Source organism: Corallococcus sp. M7 (assembly GCF_054512695.1).
In genome coordinates, this window is sequence record NZ_CM137252.1 from 3,001,317 (window position 1) to 3,015,620 (window position 14,304).

Genomic DNA, 14,304 nt, shown 5'->3' on the forward strand with positions numbered 1-14,304 from the left:
GGACTTCAGGGATGCGGCTTCCTCCCGAGGGGCCTGGGCGGAGTCCTGGGCTTCCGCGACACCACATGCTTGGAGCGACAACACAGCGGCTGCGAGAGCGAACAGCTTGAACATGCTCTTCATTGGGGGCGCCTTTCCTGGGTTGTTCTGCCTTTGCTGCGAAGCCACGATGCGTTTGGGATTGCGCAATGTCAAACACAGACGGACCCGCAGTGAGGGGGTTCGCGGCCATTCGAGAGGAGAGCGTGGGGGCTGTCATGCGCATTCGCGGGGAATGGAATGCGTTGCATGGCAATCCCTCTCCAATTGGGACGGCTGCCTGCCTGGTGACCGTGGGGAGCGCGCGAACCCGGGGGCCCGGAAACACGAAGGCCGGTGGTTCCGCGAAGGAACCACCGGCCTTTGTCTCTTCAGAGCGGCGGAAGGGATTCGAACCCTCGACCCCGAGCTTGGGAAGCTCGTGCTCTACCAACTGAGCTACCACCGCAGGCGCTGCGTGAAGCGGGACCCAAAGTAGGGGCGAGGCCCTGCCTTGTCAACGGGAAGAATCGCCTGGGTCTTCCAGTGGGAAGGTCTCCGCGCACGCGGGGCTACTACTCCCCCTCCTCGACGGTGAGCTGGTACGAGTCCTGGAAGTTCGCCTCGCGGTTCTTCGCGTCGCGCACCTCGAAGACGTAGACGCCCGGCTCCGCGCTGTAGCGGATGGTCTCCGGCTGGTCGCCCTTGGCCCGGTCGGACGTCTGCACCAGGGTCAGCTTCCCGTCCGGCTGCACGCGGTGCAGGTAGAGCCCCACGTCCACCTTGAGGATGCCCAGCAGCGTCGCGGTGATGGCCGTGCGCACCGGCCGGTCGGACAGGTCCACGCGGAAGTAGTCCACGTCCTTCGCCGGGTACACCGTGCCGCGCACCGCCTTGCCCAACGTCAGGTCCTGCGCGCGGTCGGCGGTGTTGTTGGGCTCGCGCTCCTCGCTGCCGTTGTCCGGCACCGTCGTCACGCTGATGCGGTAGGGCTGGTCCGCGTTCTCGAAGTCCTTCACGAACTTGCCGTTCACCTTCCGGAACGAGCCCTCCACCCGGAAGTAGCAGGTGCCGCTGCACGCCACGTTGTTCAGCCGCTCCGGCTCCTTGATGGCGCCGTCGTTGGCCTTGAGCAGCACCGTCTCCTTCTGGCCGTCACCCTGCGGCGGCTCCACCATCGACAGCGTCAGGTCCAGGCGGTCCACGCCCGACAGCTCCACCTTCGCCAGCACCGGCTCGCGCGCGTTCAGCACGTAGTGGTCCACGTCCGACTTGGGCGACAGGAAGCCCTCTCGGAAGCCCGCGCTCGTCAGTGGCGTGGCCTTGAGCAGCTCGTCGTTGGGCTCCAGCTCCGCGTGCGCCCCCGCCTCCTCCTGGGACACCGTCAGCGTGTAGGGCACCTGCGCGTTGTACGTGCGCCGCTGCGCCTTGCCCGTGCCCGTCCAGCCGCCCTTCACCACCACGTAGACCACCCGGTCCGTGGCCCTCACGCCGATGTTGCGCAGCGCGAGCGGCTCGCCCTCCTTGCCCTGCAGCGTGAAGAGCGGCGCCTCCGCGGCGGACAGCACCGAAATCTCCGGCCGCACGCCCTCCACGGCGGACAGCTCGATCTTCAGCGCCACCGAGGGAATCTCGGGCTCGGGCGGCGGCATGCCCGCGTCCACCGCCTGGGCCGCGGCCACTCCGGCCAGCTCCCCGGGCGCCGTGGGCATCGCCCCCTCGGGCGGCGGCGCGGGCGGCTCTCCGCCTCCGAACGTGCCCTCGGGGGAGGGGGCCGCGGTGTCGTCGATGACCGGCGTCTCGTCCGGCACGGACGGCGGCGGCACGGCGGCGGGCGTCGAACCCGGAGCCGGCGCACCCGGGACCGGTGCTCCGCTGTCCTGGACCGCCGGGACTTCACCCTCGGGGGTGGCGGGGCCGGGCAGCTCCACCCGGTACCAGTCCTCGTCTCCGGAGTGCCCCAGGAACGCCGTCACCGTCTGCCCCAGCGGCAGCGCGGCGGCGTCCACGGCGCGGTCGTTGGGCTCGCGCTCCTCGCCGTCGTTGGGCTGGCGGTACTTCACCTCCAGCGTGTACGCCCCGCCCATGCCCTTGCGCGCGGGCGACACCACCAGCCAGCGCTCCTTCTCCACGTAGAGGTTCGGAAGGCGCTCTCCCTTGCCCTCGCCCTCGCTGTTCACGCCCACCAGCCGGTTGCGGTCCTGGTCGTAGACGTCCAGCTTCACGTCCCCGCCGGGCAGGCCCGTCACCGTCACGTCCGCGATGCGCGGAGTGCCGGGGGCCAGCCGGTACCAGTCCTCGTCCAGCTTGTTGGGCTCCGCGGCCAGGCCACCCGTCACCACGCTGTCGCGCGTGACGGCCAGCGCCTGGTCGGGCCGCTCGTTGGGCTCCTTCTCCGTGAGGGCGGCGGGGCCCGTCTCCTCCACGCCCGCGTCCGGCACCTCCGCCGGCACGTCCTTCTTGCACGAGGCCACCCCCAGCAGCCCCAGGACACAGACCCAGCCCCAACGTCGCATCACGTCTTCCTCCTCGGTCGGTCCGCCTTGTCGGCCTGGGCGTGTCCGGGTGTCAAGCACCCCCAACCCCCGGCGGGCCGCTTTCATCCGTGCCACCGGGGCGTCACGTGGAGAACGCCCGGTCCGGTGCGAACGGAAGGTGCACACCCGGACTGGAGCCCCGGGGCGGGGACGATCCAAGATGCGCCCCATGCGACGCCTGTCCCTGGCCTGCCTGCTGTTCGTGTCTCCGTCCGTCCTCGCCGCCGCGCCCGCCGCGCCCGGCTATGCCCAGGCGGAGGCCTGGCTGGAGAAGGAGGCGCGCCCGGACCACTACGTGCCCCTCAACCTCCTGGATGGCCGGGACACCACCGTCTGGTGCGCGGAAGGGGAGAAGCCCTCCCACGTCTTCATCGGCTTCAAGGAGCCCGTCACCCTGGACGAGGTGCGCGTCTACACGGGCGACGGCACGTCCCGCGACGCCTTCAAGGCCAACGGCCGCGTGCGCAAGTTCACCCTCACCAGCGTGGACGCGTCCCGCAGCGTCACCGTGCAGGACAAGCGCGGCCTGCAGGCCGTGCCCCTGTCCCAGCCGCTCTTCGGCGCGCGCTTCATCCTGGAGGTCGCGGACCGCTTCCCGGGCGCGAAGGAGGACAGCCCGGTGTGCCTCACCGACCTGGTCCTCTACTCGGGCGGAAAGCCCCTCAACGGCCCCGCGCTCGCCACCCGGTACAAGTACGACGCGCGCGTGTCCCGCTCGTGGGCACCTGGTTCGGTGGCCACGAGGGCGCGCCGGAGCGCTTCCTGTCCTTCTTCGTGGACGGCACCTGGCGCTTCTCACTGGAGCCCCTGGAGACGCCCGAGCCCACCACCGTCGTCAGCGGCACCTACACGGTGTCCGGCAACAAGGTGACGTTGGACATCCCGAAGAAGGGCAAGGTGACGGCCCGCTTCGAGCGGACCCCCGCCGGCGAGGGGCCGAAGTCGGCCGCCGCGCTGTCGCTGGACGGGTCGCTCCCCGAGGAGTGGGGGAGCACCTTCCGCGCCCAGCCGTGAGGCGAGGCGGGCGCCTGGAAGAACCGGGCGCCCACTGAACCTGGGGCCAGGGGCCTAGATGGCGGCCTTGGCCTTCCGCTTCGCGTCGAAGTTGCGGAAGAAGGTGACGATCTCCTGCTCGGCGGCCTTCACGTCCGTGGCGTCCGCGAACTCCGACTCCAGGAAGATGCCGCCGCAGGACTCGCAGGTGTCGTAGTGCAGCGGATGCTGCCGGTCGCCACCGTCGATGCGTACGAAGTCCACCTGGCAGTCCGGGCACTGCCCTGTCAGGGCCTCCGCGTCGACCTTGCCCCCGAGTTGCTCCAGACCGGGCAGGTTGTTGTGAAGGAGGATGCGGCGCAGGTCCGAAACGTCGGTCCACAGGCCTCCGCAGTCTCCACACTTCCGCAACGTCTCGTGATCTCCTTCGAGATCAGTCATCTCGACGCTGCAACCGGGGCAATTCATGGGGCGGCTCGTTCTCCTGAAAGGGGGAGCGGAGGGTGCTCCCCAGTGAATGGAGAATGATAAGTCGCCCAAAAATTGGGATGCAACCCGTGCGGCGGCTTCTGTTGGCAACGTGCCGTCAGCCAGCCCCTCAGGCTCAGGCCCGCTCCTTCACCCGGCGGATGTCCGCCCCCAGGCCCCGCAGTTTGCGCTCCAGCCGCTCGTACCCGCGGTCCAGGTGGTAGACGCGGCTGACCTCGGTCTGCCCGTCGGCCCGCAGGCCGGCCAGGATGAGCGACGCGCTGGCGCGCAGGTCGGTGGCCATCACCGGCGCCCCGCTGAGCGCCTTCACGCCCTTCACCACCGCCGTGTGCCCCTGGATGGTGATGTCCGCGCCCAGCCGGTGCAGCTCCGGCACGTGCATGAAGCGGTTCTCGAAGATGTTCTCGGAGATGACGGACGTGCCGTGGCTCACCGTCATCAGCGCCATCAACTGCGCCTGCATGTCCGTGGGGAAGCCCGGGTGCTCCGTGGTGGTGATGTTCACCGACTTGAGCGACCTGGGCGCCTTGCAGCGCAGACCTCCGCCCTCGGCGGTGATGGTGCAGCCCGCCTCGCGCAGCTTGTCGATGACCGCGTCCAGGTGCTCCGGGCGTGCGTGCTTCACCAGCACGTTGCCCCCGCTGATGGCCGCCGCGACCAGCAACGTGCCCGCCTCGATGCGGTCCGGGAGGATGGCGTGGTCCACCGGGTTGAGCGACTCCACGCCCTCGATGGTGATGACGGACGTGCCCGCCCCCTCGATCTTCGCGCCCATCTTGTTGAGGACGCGCGCCAGCTCCTCCACCTCCGGCTCGCGGGCGCAGTTCTCCATCACGGTGCGGCCCTTCGCGAGCACCGCCGCCATCATCACGTTCTCCGTGCCGGTGACGGTGATGACGTCGAAGTTCACCATGCCGCCCTTGAGCTGCTTGGCCCGGGCCTCCACGTAGCCCTCGGTCAGGTGGATGTCCGCGCCCAGCGCCTTCAGGCCCTTCAAGTGCTGATCGATGGGCCGCGCGCCAATGGCGCACCCGCCCGGCATGGACACGCGCGCCCGGCCGAAGCGCGCGACGAGGGGCCCCAGCACCAGGACGCTGGCGCGCATGGTCTTCACCAGGTCGTAGGGGGCCTCCGGGGTGATGTTCCCCGCGATGCTGATCTCACACGTGTCCGCCTTCTTGCCGGTGAGCCGCGCGGCCTCGCAGCCCATGGTGCGCAGCACCTCCAGCATCGTGGCCACGTCCGCCAGGTCCGGCACGTTGCGGAAGGTGGTGGTGCCATCCGCCAGCAGCGCGGAGGCCAGGATGGGCAGCGCCGCGTTCTTCGCGCCGGAGACCTCCACCTCGCCGTGCAGCGCGGTGCCACCCTTCATGACGATCTTGTCCATGTCTTTGACGTGCCTTCTCTTTTACGTGCGGCTGCCGGGCCGCGCGTCCCGTGGCCGTCAGGCCGCGGGCTGTGTCCCGAACGCCATGCGTTCACGCCGCTCCAGGTCCTTCTCCACGCGCGCGTCCGAGTACCCCGCGGCCCGCAGGAGCTCCAGGACGGCGCTGCCCTGGGTCTCACCCATCTCCAATGCAAGCAATCCGCCAGGCTCCAGCACCCGCCGGGCGCCCTGAATCACCCGCCGCAGCGCCACCAGCCCGTCCGGTCCGCCGTCCAGCGCCAGCCGGGGCTCGCGCCGCACCTCGGCGGACAGCCCGGCGATGTCGCCCGAGTCGATGTACGGCGGATTCGACACCACCACCCGGAACGTCGCGTCCGGGGGCAGGGGAGAGAACAGGTCGCCCTCCAGCACGCTCACGCGCTCGGCCACGCCCAGGGCCTGCGCGTTCTCACGGGCCAGCGCGCACGCGTCCCTGGACAGGTCCGTGGCCAGCACCGTCGCCTGGGGCCGCTCCGCCGCCACGCTGATGGCGATGCAGCCGGAGCCCGTGCACACGTCCAGCACGCGGCTGGGAGCATCCTTGGGCACCGCGTGCAGCACCGCCTCCACCAGCAGCTCCGTCTCCGGCCGGGGGATGAGCACGCGCGCGTCCACCTTGAACGGGCGGTTGTAGAACTCCTTCGCGCCCGTCAGGTAGTTGGTGGGCTCGCCCGCGAGCCTGCGCTCGATGAGCGCCTTGAAGGCGGCCAGTTCGTCCTTGGACAGCGGCCGGTCCAGGTCCACGTACAGGCGGACCCGGCCCGTCTTGAGCACGTGCGCCAGGAGGATTTCCGCCGTGAGCCGGGGCGCGTCCACTCCGCGCTTCTCGAAGTGGCCCGTCGTCCAGGTGAGGATCCGGCGGATGGTCCAGACGTCGCTCATGATTCGCTGGGGGGCCGCCCGCCACCCGTCTGCGCCTTGAGGGCCTCGGCCTGGTAGTGGGTGCGGCACGCGGTGATTACTTCGTCCACGTTGCCCACCATGATGGCCGGCAGGTTGTGCACCGTGAGGCCGATGCGGTGGTCGGTGAGCCGGTCCTGCGGGAAGTTGTAGGTGCGGATCTTCTCGCTGCGGTCGCCCGTGCCCACCTGGCCGCGGCGCATGGAGTCGCGCTCGTTGCGGATGCGCTCCTGCTCGATTTCGTAGAGCTTCGCGCGCAGCATGCGCATGGCCATGGCGCGGTTCTTCCCCTGGCTCTTCTCCTGCTGGCACTTCACCACGATGCCGGACGGCTTGTGGATGAGGCGCACCGCGGAGTCCGTGGTGTTGACGCTCTGGCCGCCGGAGCCCGTGGAGCGCATCACCTGCATCTCGATGTCCGCCGGGTTCACCTGCACGTCCACGTCCTCCGCCTCCGGCATCACCGACACGGTGATGGTGGAGGTGTGGATGCGGCCCTGCGTCTCCGTGGCCGGCACGCGCTGCACGCGGTGGACGCCGGACTCGTACTTCAGGTTGCTGAACACCGCGTCGCCGGACAGCGTCACCGTGGCGTCCTTCACGCCGCCGGCGTTGCCCGCGCTCATGTCCAGGATGTCCGCCTTCCAGCCCCGGCGGTCCGCGTAGCGCAGGTACATCTGCATGACCTCTTCGGCGAAGAGGGCCGCCTCGTCGCCGCCCGCGCCCGCGCGGATCTCCAGGATGACGTTCTTCTCGTCATTGGGGTCCTTGGGCAGCAGGAGGATCTTCAGCGACGCCTCCAGCTCGTCGCGCTGCGCCTTCAGGCCGGGCAGGGCCTCCTTGGCGTAGGCCTTCTCGTCGGGGTCGGAGCTGGACAGCCACGCCTCGACCTCGTCCAGGTCCGCCAGCACCTTGCGGTAGGCGCGGAAGGTCTCGACGAGCTTCTCCAGCCCGGCGCGCTCCTTGGACACCTTCTGGAGCTTCGCCGTGTCGGCGAGGATATCGGGGTTCGACAGGTCGGCCGTGAGCCGCTCGAAACGGCGCTCGACCTCTTCCAGTTTGTCAATCATGCGTGGTTCCCGGGGCGTCTTGCCCCGTTGGGCGCCCCGTGGCAAGGGCCGAGGGCGTCAAGGAAAACCTTGGCCGTATGGGCAGCGGCATGTAAGAACGGCCCCCGTCGCCGCCCGGTGCGGCTTGAATCACGCTCAACACGGAGTCCTTCCACATGGCCGCACAGAAGGGGAATCGTTCCAAGAAGAAGCTGAAGAACCGCGCCAAGACCCGGAAGGCGCAGCTGAAGCGCCGCCGCACGCGCTTCAAGCGCGGCCAGCGCAACAACAAGTAGTCCCGGTAGCTACTGCCCCCCTCTCACGCTGGAGGAGGGGGGCGGCTGGCTCCCTGCTCCCTCTGCTTCCAACGCCGGGAGCATCCGCTCCAGCCCCTGCGTCCCCTGCGACGCGGTGCGCAGCAGCGTCATCACCCCTTCGGCCTCGGCACCCGTGACGGGCACCGGCTGGACGGGAAACTCGGGGTAGCGGTCGGTCCTGAGGGGCAGCACGTCACTGGACACATAACCCGTGGAGTCGAAGCGCGCCCGCCACAGGACGCTGCGCTTGTCCCGGGGGTTCCAGTTCCCGCCGAACACGAAGTTGCCCAGCGAGTAGAGCACCGGCTTGCCCTGGTACAGCTCCATGGACTGGAGCACGTGCGGGTGGCTGCCCAGCACCCCCGCCGCCCCCGCGTCGATGGCCGCGTGCGCCAGCCGCACCTGGTACGGCTCCGGGGTGGTGTTGCCCTCGATGCCCCAGTGGAAGAAGGGGAGCACCAGGTCCGCCTGGGCCCTGGCCGCCGCGATGTCCTCGCGCAGCATCCGCTCCATCACCTCCACGTCGGAGAAGTGCCCGGCCACGCCCGGCGTGGTGTCCGTGGCGTAGACCTCCCGGGGCTCGATGTTGCGCGTGCCCAGGAAGAAGTAGCCCAGGAACGCGACCTTCAGGCCCCCCACGGTGAGGATGGCGGGGCGGCGCGCCTCCGCCAGGGTGCGGCCCGCGCCGAAGTAGGGGATGCGCGCGGCCTCCAGGGCGGTGAGGGTGTCCAGCAGCCCCTGCGCGCCGTAGTCCATCATGTGGTTGTTGGCCAGGCTCACCACGCCCACGCGGCCCGCGGTGAGCACGTTCACCAGCTCCGGGCGCGCGCGGAAGTTGAAGTTCTTGGGCAGCTTCACCGTGCTGTCCGTGTACGGGCACTCCAGGTTCACGACGAACAGGTCGCCGGAGTCCACGATGGGCATCACCTCGCGGAAGCCGTACGCGAACATCTCCTCGCGCGTCTTCCCCTTGGCCACCTGATCATCGAAGTACTCCTCGTAGTGGTAGCCCACCGTCACGTCGCCGCCCACCACCAGCGTCACCGGGCGGGCGGGGGCTGGAGGGGCCGGCTGGCCAGCGGGTTGTCCGGTATCGGACCCGGCTGGCGTGGCCTCGGGCGGAGGGGCTGCCGTGGCGGCGCCAGGCTCCAGCCCCGGGGGAGGGGAGGCGGGCGTCACGGGGCGGGGATGACAGGCGGAAAGCGACAGCAGGAGCAGCAGGGCGGCGTGGCGCATGGGCAAGGGGAAACTCTACCTTGCACGGGGAAACGCGCGACGCGTAGATTGCCGCGCGCCCATGGCCCGGGAAAAGGACAACATCGCTCTGTCCGATGAGCACAACACCCGCGGCATCGAGCTGGCGGACCGGGGCTGGCTGGACGAGGCCATCAAGGAGTTCAAGAAGGCCATCGACCTGGACCCCACGTCGGCGCACGCGCACGACAACCTGGCCACGGTCTACGCGGAGAAGAAGCAGTTCCGCGAGGCGCTGGGCGAGTACCTCACCGCGCTCAAGCTGGAGCCGGAGAGCGCCACCGCGCACTACAACCTGGCCTGCTTCCTCTCCACCCACGCCAGCGAGATGGCCGTGGAGGAGTACAAGGAAGCCATCGAGCTGGATCCGGAGTACCCGGACGCCCACCTCAACCTGGGGCTCACCTACGCGGACCAGGGCCGGGTGGAGGAGGCGATGCGGGAGCTGCACTCCGCCATCGAGCTGGACCCGCAGGACGCCTTCCCCCGGCACGAGCTGGCGGCGCTGATGATGGACGAGGGGGACTACCGCTCCTCCATCACCCAGCTGAAGGAAGTGGTGCGGCTGGAGCCGGACAACTTCGAGGCGCAGCTGGACCTGGGCATCTGCTACGCCCAGAAGGGCTTCTACGCGGAAGCGGAGCGCGCCTACGAGCGCGCCCGGGCGCTCAACGCGGAAGACCTCCTGCTCAACTACAACCTGGCGGCGCTGTACGCGCTGTGGGGCCGTCCGAAGGACGCCGTCCAGTACCTGCAGAAGGCGCTGGCGGCGGACCGGCAGAAGGTCCTGGGGTGGCTGTCCGCGGACCCCATGTTCGACGTGCTCAAGGGCGATCCGGACTTCGAAGCCCTCTTCTGAGGGAATCACACAATGGAATGGGTTTTCCTGGGGCTGGCGCTGCTGCTGGTCGTCGCGAACGGCTTCTTCGTGGCGACGGAGTTCGCCATCGTGAAGATCCGCGCCACGCGCCTTCAGTCCCTGGTGGACGAGGGCACGCCCGGCGCGGCCACGGCCCTGAAGATGGTGAGCGAGCTGGACGCGTACCTGTCCGCCACGCAGTTCGGCATCACGCTCGCGTCGCTGGGCCTGGGCTGGCTGGGTGAGCCCGCGTTCGAACACCTGCTGCACCCGGTGGTGGAGAAGGTGCTGCCGGAGGCGATGGCCGCGAAGTACGGCTCCACGGCGGCGGGCATCATCGGCTTCAGCATCATCACGTTCCTGCACATCGTGATGGGGGAGCTGGCGCCCAAGAGCGTCGCCATCCAGCGCGCGGAGCAGACGACGCTCGCGGTGGCGCTGCCCATGCGCGCGTTCTACTTCCTCTTCTACCCGGCCATCCGGCTGCTCAACTGGCTGGCGGGGCTGGTGCTCAAGGCCGTGGGCCTGCACTCCGCCAGCGAGACGCACGAGGCCACCAACGAGGACGAGCTGCGCGTCATCCTGCACAGCTCCGCGGAGGCCGGCGCCATCACCACGGCGCGCGCGGAGCTGTTGGAGCGCGCGCTGGAGATGGCGCAGAAGACGGCGCGCCAGGTGATGGTCCCCCGCAACCAGATGCGCTACCTGGACGTGGAGGAGGCGCTGGACCGCAACGTCATCGACGCGCGAGCGTCCGGGCACACGTGGCTGCCGGTGTGCCGGGGCAACCTCGACGAGGTCGAGGGCGTGGTGAACGTGAAGGACCTGTTCTTCCTCCTGTCGCGCGGCGAATTGCGCAGCCTGTCGCAGGTGCAGCGCCCGGTGCTCTTCATCCCGGAGAACGCGACGCTGGAGCAGCTGCTCGCGGAGTTCCGCCGCCGGCGCCGGCAGATCGCCATGGTGGTGGACGAGCACGGCGGCACGTCCGGGCTGGTCACCATCGCGGACGTGGTGGCGGAGGTGGTGGGCGACGTGGCGGAGCTGGGCCGGCGCGTGGAGGAGGTGCGGGCGCTGCCTGGAGGCCGCTTCGAGCTGCCCGGCACCGCGCAGCTGGACGACCTGGAGGCCCAGCTGGACGTCACCTTCGACCTGAGCGACGACGAGAAAGGCGAGGTCACGACCATCGCCGGCTACCTGATGACGAAGCTGGGCCGGGTGCCGGAGAAGGGCGACAGCCTCAAGCTCGACATGTGGCGCATCCTCGTGGAGGAGGTGGACGGCCCCCGCGTGGTGCGCGTCACGGTGGAGCCGCAGTCACGCCCCACGGCGCTTCCCAAGGACGGAGGCGGCCGCCCCTCGGAGCCGCCCGTGTCCTCCGGCGAGACGGGTTGAAGGTCCGGGTCCTGTTGGTAGGAGGCGTCGAGGAGGCCCGGCCGTTCCCACGGCATGGGCCGCGAAGGCCTGAACGACGCGAGTAGGAGCGGCTCGCTCCCTTGCTGCCGTTACCCGCGTACCTCCTGCTTCCGGAGGGGCTGCACCAACGCCCTGCTTGCCTGACGGGGGGCGGCCGCTCGCGCAACGCAGGAGCGGCCCGCCGTACGCACCGCGCGCGGCTCGCCCCCTGTGACGGGAAGTGGGACATGCGCGGGGGCCTCACCCGCCGATGGGGCAGGGCCGTCTGGTCACGCCGTGAGCGTACACGGGGGCTGGGCGGCTTCCCTGAGGGTGCCGTGCGGCGGACGGGATGTGCAGCGTTCGAGTGGGACCGCCGACGTCATGCCGGCGTCACGGCGTGCGCCCAATCGAGGCCCCTCATGCAAGCGCTGTCGTACGAAGGACCCTGGCGGGTGACGGTCAGGGAGAAGGCGGACCCGCGGATCGAGCATCCGCAGGACGGCATCGTGCGTGTGGAGACCGCGGCCATCTGCGGCTCGGACCTCCACATCCTGCACGGGTTGATCCCCGACACCCGCGTCGGCTCCACCTTCGGTCACGAGTTCGTCGGAATCGTCGAGGAGGTGGGGCCTCACGTGAAGGGCGTGCGCCCCGGCGACCGCGTGGCGCTGCCATTCCAGATCTTCTGCGGCGCCTGCTACTACTGCCAGCGCGGCCTCACTTCCTGCTGCAACAACACCAACCCGGGCACGGACGCGGCGACCGGCATGTACGGCTACTCGCACACGATGGGCGGCTACGACGGTGGCCAGGCCCAGTACGTGCGCGTGCCCTTCATCGGCGTGGACGCGGAGCGGGTGCCCGAGGACGTGTCGAGCCTGGACGCGCTGCCCGTCACCGACGCCTTCCCCACCGGCTACCAGGCGGCGGAGATGTGCGACATCAAGGGCGGGGAGACCGTCCTGGTGCTCGGCTGCGGTCCGGTGGGCCTCTTCGCCATGTGGTCGCTGTGGGCCATGGGCGCCGGGCGCGTCATCGCCGTGGACGGAGAGGATTACCGGCTTGCCTTCGCGCGGCGCTGGCTCGGTGTGGAGACGCTCAACTTCCGCGACGTGGACGTGGTGACGGCGGTGAAGGGGATGACCGAGGACCTCGGCGCGGACGCCTCCATCGATGCGGTGGGCGCCGAGGCCGCGGGCTCGGCCACGCACCGCGCGCTCGGCATCTACGCGAAGCTGGAGGCAGGCAGCCCGCAGGCGATCAACACCGCCATCCACGCCACGCGCAAGGGCGGCGTCATTTCCGTCATCGGCGCGTACGGTCCGCCCTTCACCGGCGTGGACCTCGGCACGTACATGAACAAGGCGCAGACCATGCGCACCGGCCAGGCGAGCGTGAAGCGCTACATGCCCCACCTCTTCGAGCACATCCGCGCCGGACGCATCCGTCCCTCGGAGGTGCTCACGCACCGCGGGCCGCTCGAGGACGCCCCCGCGCTCTACCGGACCATGGCGCGCAAGCACGACGGCTGCATCAAGGTCGCCCTGTTCCCCAACGGCCCCACCATCCACTAGCCCCGGAGAGACACCATGCAGACCCAAGTGACGCAGGAGAATCTCAGCGAGCCGCAGGTGACCAACCTCGACGACATCTACCATCACTCCGGCTACAAGGCCGTGCAGGCGCCGCGCCGGCCCGCGTACTGGGGCGTGGATCGCGATTATTCGCGCCGCCCCGGCGTTCCGAGCCACCGCGAGCCACGGCTCTGGCCCAACGCGCGCGAGGACATCGTGCCGATGGATCCGGCCCGCTCCGCGCCCTTCAAGCACGGGCGCAGCAACCGGGAGTGGCCGCCGGTCTTCGGCACCGTCTGCCAGCCCAAGGGCCTCTCCGGCCTGGTGCGCAGGTGGGCCAGCAGCTTCCCGGACCACAAGCCCCAACACTGGCTGCTGAAGATACTGGGGGACCGGGTGGACTCGTTCGAGCACCGGCTCGCCAGGCTCGCGCCCATCGCGCTGCCACTCGCGGCCATGGGGTTCGTCGGCCGCCTGTACCTTTCGAACAACCGTTGACCCGCGCCGACAGCGGACCGACCCCCACCGACTTCCTCACCGCCAGCATGTACGTCGGCGGCAACAGCGTCTCCATCGTGGGGGGCAGCAACTTCTTCCGCGGACGGGGGCCTTCAAGTTCTTCTTCTTGTTCAACTCGCTACGGAGCTGGCGCGCGCGCCCTTCCCGGAGGATCCCCAGGAGGGCCCCGGTCCCTGCACCAGGACACCCTGGGTGACAGCGCCATGTGAGCGACCCTGGCGTAGCCGTGGGCAGTGCGCTTCGCGAACAGGCCCTAGCTCTTGGTGGGCTTCACGGTCTTCTTCTTCGCGCCGCCCTGGATGGCCGCCGGCTTCACCTTGGCGTTGGGCCGGTCCACCTTGAGCAGCTCCAGGTTCGTCTCTCCGTCCGTGGTCAGCTTCAGGATGCCCACGTCCGGGGCGAACCACATGAAGCTCTCCATGGAGCGGCCCTCCGCGCCGGGGCGGCTGGCGCGGGCCGTGGTGATGTTCTTGATCTTCAGCGCCTTGAAGGTGCCCGCCGCGACGGTGATCTCCTCCTCGCCCACCACCGTGGCCTCCTTGTCGAAGGTCGTGGCGATGGTGGGGCGCAGGCCGCCCTTCTTGGCCGGCGGCTGGAGCTTCACGGACAGGCTGTTCTTCCAGGTGCCCCCGGGGACCATCACGGACGGCGCCGGCACGGCCGCGCCCTCCGCGTTGACCACCTGCACGTCCATGCCGGACGCGGACAGCAGCGTGCCCTCCAGGCCGCCCAGGCCCGTGCGCACGCCGTTGGCGTCACAGGTCAGGTCCGTCTGACCGCTGCGCCCCTTGAGGCTCACCGCCAGCGTGGCCTTCACCGTCCCGTCCGGGTTGGGCGCGACGTCCTTCGTCGCCAGCACCAGCTCCGACGAGCGGCCCGCCCGGTAGGTCAGCGACAGGCCTTCCTCCATGGGGAACCAGGGGTTCGGACAGGGGGACGGTGCCGCCGCCACCACCATGTCAGACCGGGGTGCT

13 protein-coding genes and 1 tRNA gene are annotated in these 14,304 nt (G+C 69.8%); 6 read left to right on the forward strand and 8 right to left on the reverse strand.

Going from position 1 to position 14,304, the window contains the following annotated elements:
* Positions 1 to 414: 414 nt before the first annotated feature.
* Positions 415 to 487 (reverse strand) — tRNA-Gly (locus ACX114_RS12490).
* Positions 488 to 593: 106 nt separating this feature from the next.
* Positions 594 to 2,534, reverse strand: coding sequence for an ABC transporter substrate-binding protein (locus ACX114_RS12495; RefSeq protein ID WP_459300138.1), 1,941 nt, complete (start codon positions 2,532 to 2,534; stop codon positions 594 to 596).
* A gap of 190 nt (positions 2,535 to 2,724) precedes the next feature.
* Here ACX114_RS12495 and ACX114_RS12500 point away from each other — a divergent pair, with 190 nt between their 5' ends.
* Together ACX114_RS12500 and ACX114_RS12505 are read left to right on the forward strand one after the other, a co-directional pair.
* Positions 2,725 to 3,426, forward strand: a complete 702-nt coding sequence (locus ACX114_RS12500) for a discoidin domain-containing protein (protein ID WP_459297874.1) — start codon at positions 2,725 to 2,727, stop codon at positions 3,424 to 3,426.
* Positions 3,408 to 3,569 (forward strand): hypothetical protein, encoded by a 162-nt coding sequence (locus ACX114_RS12505; RefSeq protein ID WP_459297876.1) that lies wholly within the window; start codon positions 3,408 to 3,410, stop codon positions 3,567 to 3,569. The genes ACX114_RS12500 and ACX114_RS12505 overlap by 19 nt, the downstream gene beginning before the upstream one ends.
* A 54-nt stretch (positions 3,570 to 3,623) precedes the next feature.
* Here ACX114_RS12505 and ACX114_RS12510 read toward each other — a convergent pair whose 3' ends face one another.
* From ACX114_RS12510 to ACX114_RS12530, 5 genes are all read right to left on the reverse strand, one after another.
* A complete protein-coding gene (locus ACX114_RS12510; RefSeq protein WP_459297878.1) occupies positions 3,624 to 4,016 on the reverse strand; it encodes a zf-TFIIB domain-containing protein in 393 nt (130 codons plus the stop codon).
* Positions 4,017 to 4,152: 136 nt separating this feature from the next.
* Positions 4,153 to 5,424: a UDP-N-acetylglucosamine 1-carboxyvinyltransferase gene (murA, locus tag ACX114_RS12515; RefSeq protein WP_459297880.1), complete on the reverse strand. Its 1,272-nt coding sequence runs from the start codon at positions 5,422 to 5,424 to the stop codon at positions 4,153 to 4,155.
* A gap of 57 nt (positions 5,425 to 5,481) precedes the next feature.
* Entirely contained in the window at positions 5,482 to 6,348 is an 867-nt protein-coding gene (gene prmC, locus ACX114_RS12520) for a peptide chain release factor N(5)-glutamine methyltransferase (RefSeq protein WP_459300140.1), read from the reverse strand.
* Positions 6,342 to 7,433 carry a peptide chain release factor 1 gene (gene prfA, locus ACX114_RS12525; RefSeq protein ID WP_459297882.1) on the reverse strand — a complete coding sequence of 364 codons (1,092 nt, stop codon included), beginning with the start codon at positions 7,431 to 7,433 and terminating at the stop codon, positions 6,342 to 6,344. The genes prmC and prfA overlap by 7 nt, the downstream gene beginning before the upstream one ends.
* A gap of 284 nt (positions 7,434 to 7,717) precedes the next feature.
* Positions 7,718 to 8,965 (reverse strand): CapA family protein, encoded by a 1,248-nt coding sequence (locus ACX114_RS12530; RefSeq protein WP_459297884.1) that lies wholly within the window; start codon positions 8,963 to 8,965, stop codon positions 7,718 to 7,720.
* Between the two features lie 61 nt (positions 8,966 to 9,026).
* Here ACX114_RS12530 and ACX114_RS12535 point away from each other — a divergent pair, with 61 nt between their 5' ends.
* From ACX114_RS12535 to ACX114_RS12550, 4 genes are all read left to right on the forward strand, one after another.
* Entirely contained in the window at positions 9,027 to 9,842 is an 816-nt protein-coding gene (locus tag ACX114_RS12535) for a tetratricopeptide repeat protein (protein ID WP_459297886.1), read from the forward strand.
* A gap of 12 nt (positions 9,843 to 9,854) precedes the next feature.
* Positions 9,855 to 11,234 carry a hemolysin family protein gene (locus tag ACX114_RS12540; protein ID WP_459297888.1) on the forward strand — a complete coding sequence of 460 codons (1,380 nt, stop codon included), beginning with the start codon at positions 9,855 to 9,857 and terminating at the stop codon, positions 11,232 to 11,234.
* A gap of 422 nt (positions 11,235 to 11,656) precedes the next feature.
* Positions 11,657 to 12,811 (forward strand): zinc-dependent alcohol dehydrogenase, encoded by a 1,155-nt coding sequence (locus tag ACX114_RS12545; protein ID WP_459297890.1) that lies wholly within the window; start codon positions 11,657 to 11,659, stop codon positions 12,809 to 12,811.
* Positions 12,812 to 12,826: 15 nt separating this feature from the next.
* The gene (locus ACX114_RS12550) at positions 12,827 to 13,309 is read left to right on the forward strand and encodes a hypothetical protein (protein ID WP_459297892.1); all 483 of its coding nucleotides are present in this window, start codon (positions 12,827 to 12,829) and stop codon (positions 13,307 to 13,309) included.
* 274 nt (positions 13,310 to 13,583) lie between these two features.
* Here ACX114_RS12550 and ACX114_RS12555 read toward each other — a convergent pair whose 3' ends face one another.
* Complete coding sequence (locus ACX114_RS12555) at positions 13,584 to 14,240, reverse strand: TapB family protein (protein ID WP_459297894.1); 657 nt, start codon at positions 14,238 to 14,240, stop codon at positions 13,584 to 13,586.
* Between the last annotated feature and the right edge of the window lie 64 nt (positions 14,241 to 14,304).